Raw genomic sequence first — 19,957 nt, forward strand, 5'->3', positions numbered from 1 at the left:
TTCGGGCGACCGTTGCGCTACAGTCGTAGCGCTACAACCGTTCAGTAATTGGAAGGGCGCACCATGTCCACCACGACCGCAGACGCGGCTCCGCACGACACCGAGGCCAACAAGGCGACCGTCCGCGCCTTCTACGAGGCCGGGCTCAACCGCAAGGACTTCGCTGCCGCCGCACGGCTGATCGGCGACCGCTACGTCCAGCACAACCCGCGCATCGCCGACGGCATCGAGGGCTTCCGCGGCTTCGTCGACACGATCCGCGCCGAGTTCCCCGACCTGCGCGCCGAGGTCAAGGCCCTGTACGCCGACGGCGACCGCGTCATCGCGCACGTGCACGGGGTGCGGGTGCCCGGGCAGGCCGGCACCGCGATCGTCGACATCTTCCGGTTCGAGGGCGGCAGGATCGTCGAGCACTGGGACGTGATGCAGCCGATCCCCGAGACCGCCGCGAACGACAACGGAATGTTCTGAGGCGGCCGTGAGCACGGAAACGGCCCCCGGCCACCGGGACGGCACGCGCCCGGCCGCGCCCGCCCCGCGGCGCTGGTGGGCGCTGGCCGCCGTCGCCACCGCCCAGCTCATGATCGGCATCGACATGACGATCATGAACATCGCGCTGCCCTCGCTGCAGCGCTCCCTGCACCTGTCCGACCCGGGCCGGCAGTGGGTGATCACCGCCTACGCGCTCGGCTACGGCGGCCTGCTGCTCCTCGGCGGCCGGCTGTCGGACCTGATCGGCCGCCGCCGCGCGCTGCTGGCCGGGCTGTCGGGGTTCGCGCTGGCGTCCGCGCTCGGCGGCGCGGCGCCCGGCCCTGCGCCGCTGCTCGCCGCGCGGGCCGCCCAGGGCGCCTTCGGGGCCCTGCTCACCCCGTCCGTGCTGGCGACGCTCGCGGCGACGTTCCCCGCCCCGGCCGAGCGCGGCCGGGCGTTCGGGATCTACGGGACGGTGATGGGCAGCTCCTCCGGGCTCGGCGTCCTGCTCGGCGGCGTCCTCACCGACTACCTCGACTGGCGATGGTGCATGTTCGTGAACGTGCCGATCGCGGTCGCCGCCGGCGCCGGGGTCCTGCACGCGGTCCGCCCGGTGCCGCGCACCCCGGGCGTGAAGATCGACGTCGTCGGGGCGCTGCTCGCCACCGCCGGGCTGATGGGCCTCGTCCTCGGCTTCGCGCGGGCGGAACCGGACGGCTGGGGCGCCGCGACGTCCGCCGGCCCCCTCGCGGGCGGGGCCGCGCTGCTGGCGGTGTTCGCCTGGACGCAGACCAGGGCGCCCGCGCCGCTGCTGCCGCCGCGGGTCGTCCTCGACCGGCGCCGCGGGGGCTCCTACCTCGCCGTCCTCGGCCTGTCGGCCGGGATGTTCGCCGCGCTGTTCTTCCTCACCTTCTACCTGCAGAACGTGCTCGGCTACTCGCCGGTGCGCGCGGGCGTCGCGTTCCTGCCGCTCACCGCCGGGCTGATGATCGGCGTGCGGGCGGTGAGCCGGCTGCTCGTGCGGGCGCCGGTCCGGGCGCTCCTGGCCCCCGGGCTGCTGGCGGTCGCCGCCGGGCTCGCGCTGCTCGGAACCGTGCGGGCCGGCAGCGGCTACTGGACGCACGTGCTGCCGGTGTTCCTGCTCGTGGGGCTCGGCACCGGCTGGGTGCTCGTCACGGCCAACAGCACCGCCACCCTCGACGCGGGCCCCGACACCGCCGTGGCCGGCGCGACCGTCATGACGTCGCAGCAGATCGGCGCGTCCCTCGGCACCGCCCTGCTCAGCTCGGTCGCCGGGACGGCCGCCGCGCACTACCTGCGGGCCCATCCCGGCGCGGGGGCGCGCGCGGCGGTGCACGGCTTCGACGTCGCGAGCCTCGGCGCGGCCGGCGCGCTGTGCCTCGTCGCCGCGGCGGTGTTCCTGATCAGCGGACGGGCGGGCGCCTCCGGCCGTCAGGAGGTCTCCTCTTCCTCCTCGTCCTCGCAGGCGGTGCCGGACAGGCCGTAGCGCTCCTGGTCGGAGGGGCGCGGGGCCTCCGGCCCGTCGCGGCCGAGGCGCAGCATCCGCGAGATGCGGACGGTCCGGAACTCGCGTCCCGCCGCAGTGAACGCGTGCCCGGTCGCCCGCTCGATCTGCTCGGCGGCCCGCTCCCACTCGGCGAGCTCCTGCGGGCCGGGCGGGTCGCCCTGGAACTCGCGCAGCCGCGGCAGCAGGTCGCCGAAGTAGCGGGCCAGCCGCCGGCGGGTCTGCTCCGGGTCGTCGCCGCCGGTCAGCGGCGCCCAGCCGTTTTCCTTGACCTCGACCGCGACGAACGTCGGCGGTAGCAGGACCACCCCCGGGTGCGCCTGCACCGCGTGCCGCGCCTCGGCCAGCACGATGTCGGGGACGGTGCCCGGCACCGGCATGTGCCCGACCAGGTTCAGCCGCAGCTGCGCCTCCCACTGCCCGGCCGGCGCCGCCGGCTCCAGCAGGTGGCCGCGGAGCATCCCGTCGCCGCAGGAGCCGGGTGTGTCGGTCGGCCGGGGCGGCTCCATCACCCGGTCGCCGAGCAGCGTGTACTTCTCCACCCGGATGATCCGGTAGCGCCGGTCGCCGATCTCCCACTCGTCCTTGGGGAGCTGCTCGCCCTCCTCGGGGTCCAGGCGGCCGGCCGCCGCGAGCATCGCGGCCCCGACGCCGGGCTCGTGCCGGCCGGACGCCGCCTCCCGCCGCAGGTCGGCGGCCAGGCCGTACCGGGCGGTGGACGGGTCGGCCGAGCCGAGGCAGCCGATCCGCCACTCGGCGCCGGTCTGCACCGCGTACCCGAAATCGGGCGACCCGGCCGGGAGGAGCTTGGGATAGGCCAGGATCGCGTCGCCGATCTCGCGGTCCCGTACGGCCGCGACCGGATCGAGGGAGGCGACCAGGTTGATGTGGTCGTACCCCGGCATCAACGGGAACGTCATGCCCCTCATCCTCGGGACCCGGAGCGCCGCCCGCAGCGGATTCCGCGGAACCGGACGGCCGCTGACGTGCGACTTCTCCTGGTCAGTGACTTATGTCCGACAGGTGAGGGGGAGGTGCCGGACATAATTCCCCGCGGACGACCCGGCGCGCGTGAGCGCCGCCGATCGGGCGGCCCCGCGTCTAGACTGGTGGCCGGATCGAGACCGGGGGATGAGGCGATGGTCCCGGATGCCCGCGACACGGCCGGTGCCGAGGCGGCCCACGCCGGCCCGTCCCAGGCCGACAGCGCTGCGACCGACACGGCCCGGACCGATGCTGCCCGGACCGACGCGGCCGAGGCCGCCCAGGCCGACCGGGCGCTGTTCGGCGCGCTGGTCACCGAGGTGCCGTTCGGCGTCGCGTTCCTCGACGACCGGCTCCGCCTGCGCCGCGTCAACGCGGCGCTGCGCGCGCTGCTGCGCGACGGCGGTGCCGGCGAGGGCGGCCGCGACGGCGCCGACCTGACCGGCCGGACGCTCACCGAGGTGCTGGACGGCGAGTTCGCCGCGGCCCTCGAGCCCGCGCTGCGCGGCGTCCTGGACGACGGCCGCCCGGTCACCGGCCTGGAGGTGCGCGGCCCCGTCCCCGAGACCGGCGCCGCACCGGCCGCCCCGTCCGGCGCCGCGCAGGAGCCCGGCGGTGCGTCCGAGCCCGGTGGTGCGGGCGAGCGGGTCTGGGTCTGCGCGTGCCTGCCGGTCCGCGGACCCGGCGGCGCGGCGCTGGGCGCGGCGCTGATCGTCCAGGACGAGACGGTCCGCCGCGCGGTGGAGGAGGCGATCACCCGCCGCACCGAGCGGTACCGGTCGCTGGTCGAGGCGACGACGCCGGTGGTGTGGACGACCGCGGCGGACGGCTCCGCCGGCGAGGACGCCCCGCACTGGCGCGCCGTCACCGGGCAGACCCCCGAGGACTACGCGGAGGGCGGCTGGCTCGCCGCCGTCCATCCGGAGGACTACGACCGCGTCGCCGCCGAGTGGCGCGACTGCATGCGCGGCGGGCGCGTCCTGGAGGTGGACTGCCGCGTCCTCACCGGGGCCGGCGGGCGCCGGCACTTCGAGGTGCGGGCCGTCCCGATCCGGCGGGACGGCGAGGTGATCGAGTGGGTCTGCGCCGGCACCGACGTCACCGGCCGCCGCGACGCCGAGGAGATGCGCGGCCGGCTCACCGGCCAGCTGTCGGCCGCCGCGCTGCGCACCGCCCGGCTCCAGCAGGCCACCTCGATGCTCGCCGAGGCGCTGACCGTCGGCGAGGTGGTGCGGGTCATCGTGGAGGTCGGGCAGTCGGCGGTCGGCGTCGACCACTGCACGGTCGCGCTGCTGGACGACGGCAAGGCGTGGCTCACCCCCATCGCCCCGGCGGCCGACCCGTCCAACACCGCCGCCCCCGCCACCGAGGACGACGAGGAGTTCGAGGAAGCCGAGGAATCCGGAGCCGGCCCCGGCGCGCTGCCGGTGTGGCCGGACGTCGTCGCCGTCACGGACCCGACCGTGATGTCGGCGGCGGCGCGCGAGGGCCGCCCGTTCGTCGCCGAGAACCCCGGCGAGCTGCGGCGGATGCTCGGCGAGGCCGCCGCCGAGCACGAGATGCGCCGCGGCCCCGGCGAGCAGGCGTGGGTGGCGCTGCCGCTGCTGGCGGCGGGCGCGGCGATCGGGGTGCTGCGGTTCGCCTTCACCCGGACCCGGTTCCTTACCGAGGACGAGCAGGTGTTCCTGGAGGCGCTGGCCGGCCAGTGCGCGCTGGCGGTGGAGCGGGCGATCCTGTTCGAGCGCGAGCACCGCACCGCCGAGCAGCTGCAGCGCAGCCTGCTGCCGGGCGACCTGCCGAGCAGCCCGGAGCTGCGGATGGCGGCGCGCTACGACCCGGTGACCCGGCACGTCCAGGTCGGCGGCGACTGGTACGACGTGTTCAAGCTGCCCGGCAACCGGCTCGCGGTCGTCGTCGGCGACGTGATGGGCAAGGGCGTCCTGGCCGCCGCGATCATGGGCCGGGTGCGCAACGCGCTGCGCGCGCTGGCGCTCACCGACCCGCGGCCCGCCGCCGTCCTGTCCGGGCTGGACCGGCTGTTCAGCGCGACCGAGGACGCCGAGCAGTTCACCACGGTCGCCTACCTGGTGATCGACCCCGCGACCGGGCAGGGCCTGTACACCAGCGCCGGGCATCCGCCGCCGCTGCTGCTGCCGGCGGGCCGGCCGCCGGAGCTGAGCGACGTCGAGGCCGGCACCCCGCTCGGCTGGCCGAGCCACCGGCAGCAGGCGAGCTTCTCGCTGTCGCCCGGCGACACCGTCGTGCTGTACTCCGACGGCCTGGTGGAGAACCGCAGGCGCGGCGTCGACACCGGCCTCAGCGACCTGGTCGCGGCGGCGGCGGAGCTGCCGCGGGGCGGCGGGGCCGATCCGGCCCGGCTCGTCGACCATCTGGTCGCCCGGCTGCTGGCCGGATACGAGCAGTCCGACGACGTGACCCTCCTCGCCCTGCACGTCCCGGCCGCGGAGGACGTTCCGACCGGGGAGCACGTTCCGGCCGTGCGGGAGTAGGGGAGCCCGGCATGCCGGGTATGGCCCCTGCGGGGAGGACACCATGGAAATGGAAATGATCGTCGAGATCCCGCGCGGATCCCGCAACAAGTACGAGATGGACCACCGGCTCGGGCGGATCCGCCTGGACCGGATGCTGTTCACCTCGACGCAGTACCCGGTGGACTACGGCTACGTCCCCGACACGCTGGCCGAGGACGGCGACCCGCTGGACGCGATGGTGCTGCTGGAGGAGCCGACGTTCCCGGGCTGCCAGGTGTCGGTCCGCAGCGTCGGGGTGTTCTGGATGCACGACGGCGGCGAGCCCGACGCCAAGATCCTCACGGTGCCGGCCCGGGACGTCCGCTACGACTCCATCCGCGACCTGGGCGACGTGCCGAAGTACTTCCTCGACGAGATCGCGCACTTCTTCGACATCTACAAGAACCTGGAACCGGGCAAGGAGACCGACGTGCGCGGCTGGCAGGAGCGCGACGTCGCCGACCTGGAGATCGGCCAGTCCATCGAGCGCGCCGCCGACGCCCGGCTCGCCCGCTCCCGCTAGCCGCTCCCGATCGGCGCACGGCCCTTCTACCGGCGGCATGTCACGTTCCGGCGGGCGGTTCCGTCCCTCAGGGCGAGGGCGGGTGCGCGCGCCGCCCGTGAGAGGCTGAACGATCATGTCTGATGTCTTCGAGGAGCACCGCAACCTGCTGTTCGCGGTGGCCTACCGGATGCTCGGCTCCGCGGCGGACGCCGAGGACGCCGTCCAGGACGCGTGGCTCCGCTGGTCCGCCGCGGACCGCTCGGACGTCCAGGACCCCAAGGCCTACCTCGTCCGGATCACCACGAACGTGGCGCTGGACCGGCTGCGGTCCGCGCGGGCGCAGCGCGAGACCTACGTGGGCCCGTGGCTGCCCGAGCCGATGCTGACCTCGCCGGACGTCGCGGAGGGCGCGGAGCTGTCGGAGTCGGTGTCGATGGCGATGCTGGTGGTGCTGGAGACCCTCAGCCCGCTGGAGCGCGCCGTGTTCGTGCTGAAGGAGGTGTTCGGCTACCCGTACGCGGAGATCGCGCGGGCGCTGGACCGGACGGAGGCGTCCGTGCGGCAGCTCGGCACCCGGGCGCGCAAGCACGTCGAGGCCCGCCGCCCCCGTTTCGAGGCCGGCGCCGCCGAGCGCCGCGCCGCGACCGAGCGGTTCCTCGACGCGGTCGTCGGCGGCGACGTCAACCGGCTCATGGAGAGCCTCGCCCCGGACGTGACGATGTGGACCGACGGCGGCGGCAAGGTGCGGGCGCCGAAGAAGCTGGTCCACGGCTTCGAGCTGGTCGGACGCTTCCTCTCCGGCATCCGCGACCGCCCCTACGAGGGCGTCGGCCCGGACGAGTGGCGGATGCGCCGCGTCGAGATCAACGGCGCGCCGGCCCTGGTCGTGGACGGCCCGGACCGCCCGATCAGCACGATCACCGTCTCCGTCGGCGACGACGGGCGCGTCGCGGAGATCCACCTGGTGGCGAACCCGGACAAGCTCCGCGCGATCGCCGAGGGCCGCACCCTGGAGATGTGACGGCGCCCGGCCGCCCCGCTAGCGGTCGGCGCCGCGGCGCCTGCCGCCGAACATCCTCGGCGGCGGGCCCGCGGTCGTCGCCGGGGTCGGCACCGGGCGCACCGTCGCGTAGCCGCCGGGCTCCGGGTCGTCCGCCGTCTCCGCCGGGGTCAGCCGGACGATCCACGACTCGTCCGCCCAGGTCTCCAGCTGCCCCTCGTGGGTGCGGGCGTTCAGCCGCTCCTTGGCCAGCAGCGGCGCGACCTCGTCCCACAGCTCGGTGCCCGGCTCGACCGGCGCGCAGTCGGCGGTGAACGTGACGAGCCGGCCGCCCTTGTCCTTGCTGCGCAGGATCACGGTGACCCGGTCGGCCTCGGGCAGGCCCGGCAGCGGCTGCTCGCCCTCGCCGCCGGTCAGCACGTACGCCGACCCGTCGTGCCAGACGTGCCAGGCCGCGCGCGGCTGCGGCAGCCCGGGCAGGTCGAGCCAGAGCAGCCCCGACTTCTTCGCCGCCTCTTCGACCAGCGCGCGGTTCAGCTCACCCACGCAGGAAAGCGTCTCACACCGCTGGATAGCATCCCGCCCATGAGGTCTCGGCGCACCACCCTCGCGGTCCCCGGCAGCAATCCCCGCTTCATCGAGAAGGCGCAGGGGCTCCCCGCCGACGAGATCTTCCTCGACCTGGAGGACGCCGTCGCGCCGTCCGCCAAGGAGGGGGCGCGCGCGACCGTCGTCGCCGCGCTCAACGACGGCGACTGGACCGGCAGGATCCGGGTGGTGCGGATCAACGACCTGGAGACGCACTGGGCCTACCGGGACGTGATCGAGGTCGTCGAGGGCGCGGGCGCGAACCTCGACGCGATCATGCTGCCGAAGGCGTCGGACGCCACGCACGTCCAATGGCTCGACCGGCTCCTCACCCAGATCGAGCGGGCCATGGGGTTCGAGGTCGGACGCATCGGCATCGAGGCGCAGATCGAGGACGCCAAGGGCATGGTGAACATCGACGCGATCGCCGCGTCGTCGCCGCGCCTGGAGTCGCTGGTGTTCGGGCCCGGCGACCTGATGGCGTCCATCAACATGAGGACGCTGGTGGTGGGGGAGCAGCCGCCCGGCTACACCGAGGGCGACGCCTACCACTACATCCTGATGCGGATCCTGATGGCCGCCCGCGCCCACGACCTGCAGGCCATCGACGGCCCGTACTTCAACGTCCGCGACGTGGAGGCGTTCCGGCGCGTCGCCGAGCGCTCCGCCGCGCTCGGCTTCGACGGCAAGTGGGTGCTGCACCCGTCCCAGATCGAGGCGGGGAACGCGGTGTTCTCCCCGTCCCAGGACGACTACGACCACGCCGAGCTGATCCTGGACGCCTACGAGCACTTCACCACCGTCGAGGGACGCGGCGCCGCGACGCTCGGCGACGAGATGATCGACGAGGCGTCCCGCAAGATGGCGCTCGTCGTCGCGGCCAAGGGACGCGCCGCCGGGATGGCGCGCACCAAGCGCTTCGATCCCTCGGGCACCTGACGGGACATACCATTCGTCCACACGGGGAAGCCGTCGCGGGAGGGGACCAGGTGCCGGAACCAGCGGATGAGAAGGGCTGGGCTCCGCTCGATCCCGGCATGTCGGGCGAGTCCCCGGACCCGCCGGCACAGCGGCCGCCCATGCCCGGCCCTCCGCCGCCGCCCGTCCCGCAGCCGCCCGTCCAGCAGCAGCCGCTCCCGCAGGCGCCCGTCCCGCAGGCGCCCGCGGCAGGCTGGACGTGGCCCGCCGACCAGCACGCGCAGCAGGCCCCGCCCGCCCCCATGCAGCCGCCTTACTACGGCGCCCAGCCCTATCAGGGTGCTCCGCCCTACCAGGGCCAGTACGCCGCCCCCGACCAGCCGCCTTACGGCCCTTACGCGCCGCAGGGGTTCGCCGGGTACGGGCCGCCGCCCCCGAAGGGGCCGTGGACGGTCGGGCCGCCGCCCGGCACGCCGTTCCACCGGATGGCGCGCACGCCGCTGCACCGCTGGTGGCGGCCGCTCGCCGGCAGCGTCGCGATCGTCCTCGCCGGCATGGCGCTGGCGGTCGGGATGATGATCGCGGGGATGGTCGTGCGGGTCGTGGCGACCGGCGACGCCCCGGACATCTCCGGCTCCGACACGGACACGCTCTTCGGAAACTCGACCGCCGACCTGGCGTTCAACCTCGCCACGATCGCGATCTTCCTGCCGATGGCGCTGCTGGCCGCCTGGCTGCTGCAGCGGCGCAGGCCCGGCACGCTGGCGTCGGTCGCGGGCCGCCTGCGCGGGCGCTGGCTGCTGACCTGCTGCGGGCTGGCGCTGGCGTTCTGCGCGGTGTCGTACGCGTCCTCGATCATCGCGAGCGCGTTCGTCGACGACTCCTCCTCGGGCGGCGAGCACTGGGTCGGCTGGGGCCGGTTCGTCCCCGCCGCCATCGTGATCGTCCTGCTGGTGCCGCTGCAGTCGTCGGCGGAGGAGGTCGTCTTCCGCGGCTGGCTGCTGCAGGCCGTCGGCGCCTGCGCGCTGGAGAACCGCACCGGACGCGTCGGGCGCGCCCTCAGCGCCGTGTTCCGCACCCCCTGGCCCGGGATCGTGATCGGCTCCGCCGCGTTCACGTCCCTGCACGGCTACACCGGCTGGGGCATCCTCGACATCTTCGTCTTCGGCGCGATCGCGGCCTGGCTCGCGACGCGGACCGGCGGGCTGGAGTCCGGCATCGCCCTGCACGTGTTCAACAACCTGCTGGCGTTCCTCGGCCCGGCCGCGGTCGGGCAGCTCGACATCGACCAAGGCGACGTCCCGTGGCAGTACGTCGTCGCCGACATCGTGCCAATGGTGCTGTACGCGGCGGCCGTCGTCTGGCTGGCGCGGCGCAAGCGGATCCAGACCGTCACGCAGGCCCCGGGCGATGCCGCGGGCGTCGACGCGCCGGCCCTCGACGCCGAGCCCGAGCTTGCCTCACGGGCCGAGTAGCCCCCACGTCTCCAGCGCCTCGACCAGCCCCTCCGTCAGCGGCAGTTCCCGCAGCTCGGCAGGGGTGACCCAGCGGACCTCGGCGGCGTCGTCCCCGGCCCGCAGCTCGCCGCCGACGGCCCGCGCCGCATAGTCGTGGATCTCATAGACGACGCCTCCGGGGCCGGGCCGATCGACCGACCCGGCGAGCGCGCCCACCGCCACGTCCAGGCCCGTCTCCTCCCGCAGCTCGCGGGCCACTGCGGCGGCGTCGTCCTCGCCCGGCTCGACCCGGCCGCCCGGCACCGACCACAGGCCGACGCCGGGCGGCCTGCCCCGCCTCACCAGCAGCAGGCGTCCCGCGCCGTCCCGAACGATCCCGCCGACGCACCGCACTCTCATGGCACCATTTTGTCGCCCCTTGCCCGGTCCGCTACCTCGGGGAACTTGACGGCGCGGGGAACCGGCGCGCAGGGTGGGTAATCATGAGGGCGGAGCCCACATGCCCGCGATGCGCGGGTCCGCTGAGCGCGCCGGGCCTCTGGTCGAGCGACTGGAGCTGCGGCGTGCACGGCGCCGTCCTGCCCCGCCGGCCGTCCCTGCGCCCCGGTCCGGACGGGCTGGCCGCCGTGCTCCGGGACGCGAGGGTCCCGGTCTGGACGCCCTGGCCCCTTCCGCAGGCCTGGCTCGTCACCGGGTTCCTGACCGTCGGCGACGAGCGTTCGGGCGCCCGCGCGGCGGCCGTCGCCGTGTCCGGGCCGGGGCTGGTCAGCGGCCCGGCCGACATGGTCCTGATCGCCGAGGAACCGGGCGTCGGCCTCGGCGGCCACTACGCCGGGCTGGACGGCGGCGACCCCGGCGAGGTGTTCGACGGCAGCCCGCCGGACGCCAAGATCGACGTGAGCGGTCCCGCCGCGACCTGCGGCCACACGGTGCCCATGTGGACGGTCGGCACGAAAGCGGACCGGGCCGTCTACGTCGGCGAGGCGATGGGCGACTGGCTCTGGGCGGTGCTGTGGCCCGCCGAGGCCGGGGTGCTGATGCTGGAGCGCCAGAAGCTCCTCGACCTGCGCGAGCCCGGCATGGACCCGGACCTGCCCTACGGCGCCCACAGTCCCCGCCTCGACGAGTAGCCGCGTCTGCGGTGCCTGTTAGGAAGCGGGGCCTGTTAGAAAGAGGCGCATGCGGATCGATCTGCACTGCCACAGCGACGCCTCCGACGGGACGCGGCCGCCCGCCGAGGTCGTCCGGCGGGCCCGCGCGAACGGCGTGGACGTCCTCGCGCTGACCGACCACGACACCGTCGCCGGCTGGGACGCGGCGGCCGCCGCGCTGCCGGACGGGCTGACGCTCGTCCCCGGCATCGAACTGTCGTGCAAGCAGGACGGGCGCAGCCTGCACATGCTCGGGTACCTGTTCGACCCGTCCGAGCCCGTCCTGGCGGCGGAGCTGGCGCGGATCCGCGACGACCGCGTCATCCGGGCCCGCACCATGGTCGACAAGCTGCGCGAACTCGGCGCGGACGTCACCTGGGAGCGGGTCCGTGCGCTGGCGCGGGGCGAGGCCGTCGGGCGGCCGCACATCGCCCGCGCCATGGTCGAGGCCGGTGTCGTGGCGACTCCCGACGAGGCGTTCACCCCCGACTGGATCGCCGAGGGCGGCCACGCGCACGCCGACCGGTACGCGCTCGACCCCGAGCGCGCGATCCGGCTCGTCCGCGCGGCGGGCGGGGTGTGCGTGCTCGCGCACCCGCGCACCCGGCGCGGCGGCTACGTCTTCTCCGACGAGGTCATCGTGGCGCTGGCCGCCGCCGGGCTCGCCGGGATCGAGATCGACCATCCCGACCAGGACGCCGAGGAACGCGCCGCGCTGCGCGCCCTCGCCCGCGACCTCGGCCTGGCCGGCACCGGCTCCAGCGACGACCACGGCGCCCTCACCGGCGACCGGCTCGGTGCCGAGACCACCGCGCCGGACGCCTTCGCCGCGCTCGCCGCCGCGTCGTCCGGCGCCGTCGCCCCGGTCGGGCGACCGGTGTGATGCGGCCCGGAAGGGGCCGCGAAGCACGGTAGGGTGCCAGGCGTGGACGCGCGCATCGAACAGGTGACGACGTCGGGGAAGCTCACCCTCGACGACACCGAGTACGACGTCGAGAACAACACCTACATCGTCGGCGACGACGACGAGGTCATCGTGATCGACCCGGCCTTCGACGCCGACGCCATCCTCAAGGGGGTCGGCGAACGCGAGGTCATGGCCGTGCTGCTCACCGACGGCAACGAGCACCGCCTCGAGGTGGTGCTCGAGGTGGCCGCCGCCGGTGAGGAGGACGAGGAGAACTGGGCCCCGATCGCGCTGCACCGCGGCGACCGGGTGCTGTGGCGGGACTACTTCGGCCGCCTCGCCCGCGAGGAGAAGGACGAGGACGACGCCAAGGCGCTGCGCTCCCTCGAACCCGACATCTGGCTCGAGGACGGCGGCGTCTTCGAGATCGCCGAGGCCCAGCTGGAGGTGCTGCACACCCCCGGGCACACGCCCGGCAGCGTCAGCCTCATCAGCGAGCAGCTCGGCGTGCTGTTCTCCGGCGACACCCTGCACCGCGGCCGCCCCGGTTCGATCGGCGGCGTGTACGACGAGCTCGGCAAGCAGCTGAACTCGATCGGCGCGCTGCTCACCCCGCTGCCCAAGGACCTGCGGGTCCTGCCCGGGCAGGGCGGCGAGACCACGGTCGGCGAGGAGGACGCCCGCTGGGAGACCTGGGGCTCGCTCGCCCGCGAGCAGGACGACGGCTGACCCGGTGTCCGGGGGCGAGCAGCTGGGCTTCGACGGGATGCCCCAGCGGCTGTACGCGTGCACGCCGTCCCGGCTGAACACCTGGCTGGACTGCCCGCGCCGGTACCGGATGACCTACCTGGACCGTCCGATGCCGCCGAAGGGCCCGCCGTGGGCGCACAACAGCGTCGGCGCGAGCGTGCACAACGCGCTGGCCGGCTGGTGGCGGCTGCCGCTCGCCGAGCGGACCCCGGAGGCCGCCGGCACCCTGCTGGCGCGCGGCTGGCTGACCGACGGGTTCCGGGACGAGGCGCAGTCTGCGGCGTGGCGCGAGCGCGCCCGCGAGATGACCGAGCGGTACGCGGCGGGCCTCGACCCGTCCGACGAGCCGATCGGCGTGGAGCGCACCGTCGCGGCCCGCACCGACCGCATCGCCGTGTCCGGCCGCATCGACCGGCTCGACGCGCGCGGCTCCGAGCTGGTCGTCGTGGACTACAAGACGGGCCGGCACGTCCTGACGACCGACGACGCGCGCGGTTCGCTCGCGCTGGCGATCTACGCGGTCGCCGCGTCCCGCGTGCTGCGCCGCCCGTGCCACCGCGTCGAGCTGCACCACCTGCCGTCGGGCGAGGTCGCGGTCTGGGAGCACACCGACGAGTCGCTGCAGCGCCACATCAGGCGCGCCGAGGGCATCGCCGCCGAGGCGTCCGCCGCCGACGACGCCTACCGCGCCCGCGTCCCGGCCCCGCGCCGTCGCGAGGCCCGCACCCGGGTCGCCGCCGCGCCCGGACGCGAGCCCGCGCCGCCGGTCGACCACGCCCCGTTCGACGAGCTGTTCCCGCCGAACCCCGGCAGGCTGTGCTCGTGGTGCGACTTCGCCCGCCACTGCCCCGAAGGCCGCGAAGCCGCCCCCCGAAAGGACCCCTGGGCCGCCCTCGCCGACGAGACCTGATCAGGCTGGCGTAAGAGACCGGCGGGGCGGCCAGCGCCGGGGGTCGCGGAGGCCGTAGAGGCCTTTGCTGGTGTCGTAGCCTTCGGCGGCGAGGTTCTGGCGGGCGCGTTCCAGCATGTCGCGGGTGTTCTTGGCGAAGGCGTAGTCGTGCAGCTTCTCCGGCACCGAGTTCATCGCGAGGCGGAACGAGCGCAGCGCGGCGGTGACGGCGGGCTGCGGGACCTCCGGGAGCGCCCCGTACATCCTGCGGGCCCAGTCGGGCAGCGTGTAGTAGCAGAGCGCGCCGAAGGGGAAGTAGCCCGGCTTTCCGGGCGCGAGGAGCTTCAGGTTCTCCGGCATCGTCGGCCACATCAGGAACCGGACGGTCGCCGCCGCCTCCTCGGTGACGCGCAGGTGCGGGCGCATGCTCGCCAGGTACCGCTCCATCTCGGCGACGCTGCCGGGGACGTCCTCGGCGTGCAGGCCGACGTAGGTGGCGGTGTGGCGCTGCTCGTGCAGGTACCGGTCGGCCATGGCGTCGGTGAGCGGCAGCCCGGCGCGGCGCGCGACCTGGAGGTAGGAGTAGACCTCGGCGCAGTGCACCCAGCGCAGCAGCTCCGGCTGGTCGAGGCGCTCCTTACTGCCGGTGTCGTGGTTGAGGATCCGCAGGCTGCGGTGGATGTCGCGGACCTTCCTGGCCAGCGCGTCGATCTCCTCGCGCGTGCCGAACGTGGCGACGCCGACGAAGTCGGCGGTGCGCTGGAGCCGGCCGAACGGGTCCTCCTGGAAGTTGGAGTTCTGCCAGACGCCCCACATGGCCATGGGGTGCAGGGCCTGCAGCATGAGGCTGCGCACCCCGCCCACCCACATGGACCGGTCGATGTGGACGCGCCAGGTCACGCTCTCGGGGGGCTGGACGGTCGCGGACATTCCCACCTCACCAGACGTCGTGCGACAAACTGATGTAAGTGTCTCATTACTCGGCAACGGCCGCGACACCGGCCCCCGGCGCGCGGCCGGTGCCGGTTCCCGCGGGACCCGATCTCCGCAGGTCAGCCCTTGATCTGCGTCCAGGCCTGGGTCCAGCGGGAGTAGTCGACGCAGTCGTCCCCGCGGTCGTCGCCGCAGTCCTTCACCGGCGTCCGCCAGAACGCCAGCCGCCGGTAGAAGTCCGGATCGCCGACGTGGTAGGTCGAGCAGAAGCCCTTCGCGGTGTACGCGCACGCCTTGGGGTTGGCCGGCGCCTCGCCGAAGTACTGGGCGACCTGCGCCTGCACCTTCGGCTTGGTGATCCAGTTCATCCACTGGTACATGCACGCCGGATGCTGCGCCTTCGAGGAGATCATCCAGGTGTCGGACCAGCCGGTCGCGCCCTCGGACGGGATCGTCGTCGCGACCGGCGCCCGCTCGTCCATCGCCAGGTTCGCGGTCACCTGCCACGCGGTGCCCGCGTAGTTGTCGGCGCTCTTGAACGACTGGAGCTCGTCGAGGTAGTTCGCCCAGTACTGGTTGACGTTCGGCCGCTGCTGCCTCAGCAGGTCGATCGCCGCGTCGAACTGCTTGCCGTCCAGCTCGTAGACGTTGTCGATCTTCAGATCCGGGCGGTGCGCCTTCAGGTACAGCGCGGCGTCGGCGATGTAGATCGGCGAGTCGTAGGCGACGACGTGCCCGGCGGCGGGGGAGTCCTTCTTCCACACCACGTCCCAGGACGTCGGCCGCTGCGCCAGCTTGTCCGTCCGGTACATCAGCATGTTGGCGCCGTAGCCGTGCGGGACGCCGTACATCTGCCCGTTCACCGAGTTGTACGGCTGGTTCTTCAGGAACTGGGCGATGTCGCCGTAGCCGCCGAGCAGGCGCGTGTTGACCGGCGCGACCGTCCCGCCGTAGATGAGCCGCAGCGTCGCGTCGCCGGACGCCGACACGCCGTCGTACTTGCCCGTCTTCATCAGCGCGACCATCGAGTCGGACGTGTCGGCCACCTTGGCCTGGACGCGGCAGCCGGTCGCCTTGGTGAAGGGGGTGACCCAGTCGGTCTTCGGATCGTTGGAGCCGTCCTCGGCATAGCCGGCCCAGACGACCAGGTCGAGCCTGCCCTCCGAGGCGCCGATCTCCTGCTGCATCGGGACGTCGGGCGGCGCGGCCGGGCCGGACGACCCGCCGCCGCAGGCGGCGGCCGCGGCGGCCGCCGACAGGACGGCCGCGGCCGCCGCGAGCAGGCGCCGCACCCGGTGCGCGTGGTTCGGGGTGTTCGCCATCACGCTGAGAGATCGTAGGGCTATTTTTGGTCACGTGCGCACACAAAATGTGATGATCTGGGAACTGTCGACACACGACGCGAGATCGCCCTAGGCTTCCGTGCGTTCCGCGCAACCCCCTCGGCCCCACCAGCCCCTACGAGCGAAAGTCGTCACCGAAGTGCCAAAACGAGGCCGCTCCCCGGACCCCGCCGCCGGCCACCGTCGGGCGCCCAAGGCCGCGCGGTTCCGGTCCATCCGGTTCAAGGTCGTCCTGATGGTCACCGTCTCGATCGTCTCCCTCGGCGTGCTCTGGGCCTTCGCCGCGAGCATCGCCCTCGGCCAGGGACTCAACCTGCGCCACGTCGAGACCGTCCAGGACCACTTCGGCTACCCGTCCGGCGCCCTCGGCAGCGCGCTGCAGAACGAGCGCCGGCTGTCGATGGTGTACCTCGGCAGCCACAGCGACGGCGACCGCGCCGCGATGGAGTCCGGCCGGCTGGTCACCGACCGGCAGGCCGAGCTGTTCCGCCGCCTGGTCGCCGACCCCGACGCCCGCGACGCCGCGCCCGCGCAGGCCCGCCGGCTCGCCGACCGGATCGGCGGCGAGCTCGCCGCCCTCGGCACCGGACGGCGCGCCATCGACGCCGGCGCCACCAGCCGGTCCAAGGCGTTCACCGACTACACCGCCCTGCTGTCGGACGTCGGCTCGCTGCAGGGCTCCCTCGCCACCCTCGACAACTCCGAGGTCGCCAAGGACGCCCGCAACGAGGCGTCGCTGTCGCGGGCCCGCGAGACCCTCGCCGAGGAGGACGCCGTCCTCGCCGGCGCGCTCGCCGCCGGGCGGATGACGCCCGCCGAGCACGCCCAGTTCGTCAAGCTCGTCGGCACCCAGCGCTCGCTGTACGGGTTCGCCTCGTCGGAGCTGCGCGCCGGCGACCAGGCGTACTACGAGCGCGTCATCGGGATGCCCGAGTACGCGCGGCTCCGCAAGCTGGAGGACGGGTTCGTCGCCTCCGGCGCGCTCGTCCGGCCGTCCGGCACCGCGGGCACGCTGTGGAAGACCACCGCCGACTCCAACCTCACCCGGCTGCGCGGCCTGGAGCTGTCGGTGACCGCGGGCGCCGAGAAGCGCGCCGAGCCGATCGCCGACGGGATCATCACCCGGGTCGTGCTGGCCGGCGCGCTCGGCCTGCTCGCCGTCGTCGCGTCGCTGGTCATCGCGGTCTGGGTGGCCCGGTCGGTCATCCGCGAGCTGGCCCGGCTGCGCCGCGAGGCGATCGACCTCGCCGACGTCCGGCTGCCCGGGGTGATCCGCCGGCTGCGCCGCGGCGAGGAGGTCGACGTGGCCGCCGAGGCGCCGCCGCTGGCGTTCGGCACCCGCGAGATCGACCAGGTCGGCGAGGCGTTCAACGCCGCCCGCCGCACCGCCATCCAGGGCGCCGTGGAGGAGGCGACGCTGCGCCGCAACGTCAGCGACGTCTTCGTCAACCTCGCCCGCCGCAGCCAGACCCTGCTGCACCGCCAGCTCAAGCTGCTCGACTCGATGGAGCGCCGCATCGAGGCGCCCGACGACCTCGAGGATCTGTTCCGGGTCGACCACCTCGCCACCCGCATGCGCCGGCACGCCGAGGGCCTGATCATCCTGTCCGGGCAGGCGCCCGGCCGCGGCTGGCGCAGCCCCGTCGCCATCGTCGACGTCGCCCGCGCCGCCGCGTCCGAGGTCGAGGACTACACCCGCGTCAACGTCGCCCCGATGACCCGCGCCGCGATCGTCGGCCCCGCCGTCGCCGACATCATCCACCTGCTGGCCGAGCTGATCGAGAACGCCACCGCGTTCTCGCCGCCGCACACCACCGTGCAGGTGCACGGGCAGGCCGTCTCGCACGGCTTCACGCTCGAGGTCGAGGACCGCGGCCTCAGCATGGACGAGCCGAGCCTCGCCGCCGCCAACGAGCGGCTCGCGAGCGGCGGCGAGTTCGACCTGTCCGACGCCTCCCAGCTCGGCCTGTTCGTCGTCGGCCGGCTCGCCCGCCGGCACGGCGTCAAGGTCACCCTGCGCACCTCCCCGTACGGCGGCATGACCGCGATCGTGCTGCTGCCCGAGGAGCTCGTCGTCCGCGCCGACACCGACGCGCTGCAGGCCCCGCCCGCGCTCACCACGCGGCGCGCCGAGGACGCCCTCGTGCCGGTCGGCGCCATCGTCGGCGGCCACCGGGCCGACCCGGCCGCCGAGTCCGGGCAGGGCGGGTCCGTGCTGCGCCTTCCGTCCGGACGGCACGCCGCGGCCCCGCGCCCGGAACCGGAACCCGCCGAGCCGCGTCCCGCGGAACCGCTCCCTCGCCCGCCGCAGCCCGGCGGCCCCTTCGGCCCGGCGACCGCCGGGCCGAGCAACGCCGCTCCCGCGGACCGCTCCGGCGCGTGGTTCGGCGACCGCGCCGACGACCCGCCCACCGGCCCGATCGGCCTGCCCTCCGACCGCCGGCCCACCGGACCGATCGGGCTGCCGTCGGACGGCCCCGGCACCGGCCCGATGGGGCTTCCGCCGGACGGTCCCGCCACCGGCCCGATCGGCCTGCCCGCCGAGGGCCGGCCCACCGGCCCGATCGGATGGGGGCCGAGCGACGAGGCGTCCGAGGCGTCCGAGACCACGGGGCCGCGGCCGGTCTTCGCCGAACCCGTGCAGGGACCGCCGCCCGCCCAGCGGCAGTCGCCGTCCGCGTGGGGCGAGCCGCCCGCCCTGCACGAGGAGCCCGCCGGCCGGCAGGAGGAGCGGCCCGCGCGCGAGGAGGAGCGGCCCGCGGCGCCGCGGACGCCGCGCTCGCCGCGCGAGGTCCGGCGGCGTCCCCCGGGCGCGGGCCGGACCGACCGGCCGCCGCTGCCCAAGCGCGTCCGGCAGGAGAACATGGCCGCGCAGCTGCGCGAGGAGCCGGCCGCCCGGCCCGCCGCCGAGCCGGAGCCGCGCGCCGGACGCACCCCCGAGGAGCTGCGCTCGATGATGTCGTCCATCCAGCAGGGCACCCGGCGCGGCCGCGCCGAGACCCTCGACACCGAGGACTCGTGACCCCGCATGAGCGGTCCTGGGAGCGAATGGCTCGATGACGAGGCCGGGCCGATCGTCCGGTCGTACGCGCTCACCCGCGGGCGCGCCAGGCCCGCCACGGGCGAGACGTTCGACATGATCACGATCGTCGCGACCGCGGCGCGGCCCCGGTCCGGGTCGCCCGGCATCGGCCCCGAGCACCTGGACATCCTCGAGATGTGCCTGCAGCCGCAGCCGGTCGCCGAGATCGCCGCCCGGATGCGGCTGCCGCTGGTCGTCATCCGGGTGCTGCTCGGCGACCTGCTGCACCACCGGCTCATCACCGTCACCCGTCCTCGACAGGAGAGCCCGCTCTCCAAGGAACGCCTGCTCAGGGAAGTGCTGCATGGTCTCCAAGCCCTCTGACGACGCGGCCGCCGCCACCGCCGCCCCCGTCGCGGTGAAGATCCTCGTGGCCGGCGGCTTCGGGGTCGGCAAGACGACGCTCGTCGGCGCCGTCAGCGAGATCCGGCCGCTGCAGACCGAGGAGCTGCTCACCGACCGGGGCGTCGGCGTCGACGACGTCGCGGGCGTCGAGCAGAAGACCACCACCACGGTCGCGATGGACTTCGGCCGCATCACCATCCGCGACGGCCTCGTCCTCTACCTGTTCGGCACCCCCGGGCAGGACCGCTTCTGGTTCATGTGGGACGAGCTGTCCTACGGCGCGCTCGGCGCCGTCGTCCTCGCCGACACCCGCCGCCTCGCCGACTGCTTCCCCGCCGTCGACTACTTCGAGAACCGCGGGCTGCCGTTCGTCGTCGCCGTCAACATGTTCGACGACGGCTACGACTACACCGACGACGAGATCCGCGAGGCCCTCGACCTCAGCGACACCGCCCCGATCGTCCTGTGCGACGTCCGGGAGCGCGCGTCCGGCAAGGAGGTGCTGACCACCCTGGTCAAGCACCTGCTGGCGGTGCACCAGGCGGAGGCGGCCGGCGCGGGGGCCCGGTAGGCTGCGG

Annotated in this window: 19 protein-coding genes; 14 read left to right on the forward strand and 5 right to left on the reverse strand. The window is 74.5% G+C overall.

Annotated features, from left to right (window positions below; all coding sequences use genetic code 11):
* Positions 1-63 precede the first annotated feature (63 nt).
* Complete coding sequence (locus QP089_RS36500; RefSeq protein ID WP_285918141.1) at positions 64-471, forward strand: nuclear transport factor 2 family protein; 408 nt, start codon at positions 64-66, stop codon at positions 469-471.
* Positions 472-478: 7 nt separating this feature from the next.
* Positions 479-1,978, forward strand: coding sequence for an MFS transporter (locus QP089_RS36505; protein WP_285918143.1), 1,500 nt, complete (start codon positions 479-481; stop codon positions 1,976-1,978).
* Here QP089_RS36505 and QP089_RS36510 read toward each other — a convergent pair.
* Complete coding sequence (locus QP089_RS36510) at positions 1,924-2,916, reverse strand: DUF5954 family protein (RefSeq protein ID WP_285918144.1); 993 nt, start codon at positions 2,914-2,916, stop codon at positions 1,924-1,926. The two genes, QP089_RS36505 and QP089_RS36510, sit on opposite strands and share 55 nt — an antisense overlap.
* A 219-nt stretch (positions 2,917-3,135) precedes the next feature.
* Here QP089_RS36510 and QP089_RS36515 point away from each other — a divergent pair, with 219 nt between their 5' ends.
* From QP089_RS36515 to QP089_RS36525, 3 genes are all read left to right on the forward strand, one after another.
* Positions 3,136-5,490 carry a SpoIIE family protein phosphatase gene (locus QP089_RS36515; RefSeq protein WP_285918145.1) on the forward strand — a complete coding sequence of 785 codons (2,355 nt, stop codon included), beginning with the start codon at positions 3,136-3,138 and terminating at the stop codon, positions 5,488-5,490.
* A gap of 43 nt (positions 5,491-5,533) precedes the next feature.
* On the forward strand, positions 5,534-6,034 hold the full coding sequence (locus QP089_RS36520; protein WP_285918147.1) for an inorganic diphosphatase: 501 nt from the start codon (positions 5,534-5,536) through the stop codon (positions 6,032-6,034).
* A 115-nt stretch (positions 6,035-6,149) separates the two neighbouring features.
* Entirely contained in the window at positions 6,150-7,037 is an 888-nt protein-coding gene (locus QP089_RS36525) for an RNA polymerase sigma-70 factor (RefSeq protein WP_285918149.1), read from the forward strand.
* A gap of 18 nt (positions 7,038-7,055) precedes the next feature.
* Here the strand turns inward: QP089_RS36525 and QP089_RS36530 are convergent, their stop codons facing one another.
* On the reverse strand, positions 7,056-7,562 hold the full coding sequence (locus QP089_RS36530) for a hypothetical protein (protein WP_285918150.1): 507 nt from the start codon (positions 7,560-7,562) through the stop codon (positions 7,056-7,058).
* Positions 7,563-7,601: 39 nt separating this feature from the next.
* Between QP089_RS36530 and QP089_RS36535 the strand changes: the two genes are divergently transcribed.
* Positions 7,602-8,543 carry an HpcH/HpaI aldolase/citrate lyase family protein gene (locus tag QP089_RS36535; RefSeq protein WP_285918152.1) on the forward strand — a complete coding sequence of 314 codons (942 nt, stop codon included), beginning with the start codon at positions 7,602-7,604 and terminating at the stop codon, positions 8,541-8,543.
* 50 nt (positions 8,544-8,593) lie between these two features.
* Positions 8,594-9,997 (forward strand): CPBP family intramembrane glutamic endopeptidase, encoded by a 1,404-nt coding sequence (locus tag QP089_RS36540; RefSeq protein ID WP_285918154.1) that lies wholly within the window; start codon positions 8,594-8,596, stop codon positions 9,995-9,997.
* On the opposite strand, the gene QP089_RS36545 is transcribed toward QP089_RS36540, so the two are convergent.
* Complete coding sequence (locus tag QP089_RS36545) at positions 9,983-10,378, reverse strand: NUDIX hydrolase (RefSeq protein WP_285918155.1); 396 nt, start codon at positions 10,376-10,378, stop codon at positions 9,983-9,985. The two genes, QP089_RS36540 and QP089_RS36545, sit on opposite strands and share 15 nt — an antisense overlap.
* A gap of 83 nt (positions 10,379-10,461) precedes the next feature.
* On the opposite strand from QP089_RS36545, the gene QP089_RS36550 reads away from it, so the two are divergent.
* From QP089_RS36550 to QP089_RS36565, 4 genes are read left to right on the forward strand one after another with little or no spacing between them, the layout of a single operon-like run.
* Positions 10,462-11,109 carry a DUF6758 family protein gene (locus QP089_RS36550; RefSeq protein ID WP_285918157.1) on the forward strand — a complete coding sequence of 216 codons (648 nt, stop codon included), beginning with the start codon at positions 10,462-10,464 and terminating at the stop codon, positions 11,107-11,109.
* 49 nt (positions 11,110-11,158) lie between these two features.
* Complete coding sequence (locus QP089_RS36555) at positions 11,159-12,013, forward strand: PHP domain-containing protein (protein WP_285918159.1); 855 nt, start codon at positions 11,159-11,161, stop codon at positions 12,011-12,013.
* A 42-nt stretch (positions 12,014-12,055) separates the two neighbouring features.
* A complete protein-coding gene (locus QP089_RS36560; RefSeq protein WP_285918160.1) occupies positions 12,056-12,766 on the forward strand; it encodes an MBL fold metallo-hydrolase in 711 nt (236 codons plus the stop codon).
* A 37-nt stretch (positions 12,767-12,803) separates the two neighbouring features.
* The gene (locus tag QP089_RS36565; protein WP_285918232.1) at positions 12,804-13,697 is read left to right on the forward strand and encodes a RecB family exonuclease; all 894 of its coding nucleotides are present in this window, start codon (positions 12,804-12,806) and stop codon (positions 13,695-13,697) included.
* Here the strand turns inward: QP089_RS36565 and QP089_RS36570 are convergent, their stop codons facing one another.
* Together QP089_RS36570 and QP089_RS36575 are read right to left on the reverse strand one after the other, a co-directional pair.
* A complete protein-coding gene (locus QP089_RS36570; protein WP_285918161.1) occupies positions 13,698-14,606 on the reverse strand; it encodes an oxygenase MpaB family protein in 909 nt (302 codons plus the stop codon). It lies immediately after the preceding gene.
* A 122-nt stretch (positions 14,607-14,728) separates the two neighbouring features.
* Positions 14,729-15,931 (reverse strand): ABC transporter substrate-binding protein, encoded by a 1,203-nt coding sequence (locus QP089_RS36575; protein WP_285918234.1) that lies wholly within the window; start codon positions 15,929-15,931, stop codon positions 14,729-14,731.
* A 256-nt stretch (positions 15,932-16,187) separates the two neighbouring features.
* On the opposite strand from QP089_RS36575, the gene QP089_RS36580 reads away from it, so the two are divergent.
* From QP089_RS36580 to QP089_RS36590, 3 genes are read left to right on the forward strand one after another with little or no spacing between them, the layout of a single operon-like run.
* On the forward strand, positions 16,188-18,974 hold the full coding sequence (locus QP089_RS36580; protein WP_285918163.1) for a sensor histidine kinase: 2,787 nt from the start codon (positions 16,188-16,190) through the stop codon (positions 18,972-18,974).
* Between the two features lie 6 nt (positions 18,975-18,980).
* Complete coding sequence (locus tag QP089_RS36585; RefSeq protein WP_285918165.1) at positions 18,981-19,358, forward strand: DUF742 domain-containing protein; 378 nt, start codon at positions 18,981-18,983, stop codon at positions 19,356-19,358.
* Positions 19,339-19,950 (forward strand): GTP-binding protein, encoded by a 612-nt coding sequence (locus QP089_RS36590; RefSeq protein WP_285918167.1) that lies wholly within the window; start codon positions 19,339-19,341, stop codon positions 19,948-19,950. Before QP089_RS36585 ends, QP089_RS36590 begins: the two co-directional genes overlap by 20 nt.
* Positions 19,951-19,957 lie beyond the last annotated feature (7 nt).

It is taken from the genome of Actinomadura opuntiae, from assembly GCF_030283205.1.
In the GTDB taxonomy this organism is placed as follows: domain Bacteria; phylum Actinomycetota; class Actinomycetes; order Streptosporangiales; family Streptosporangiaceae; genus Spirillospora.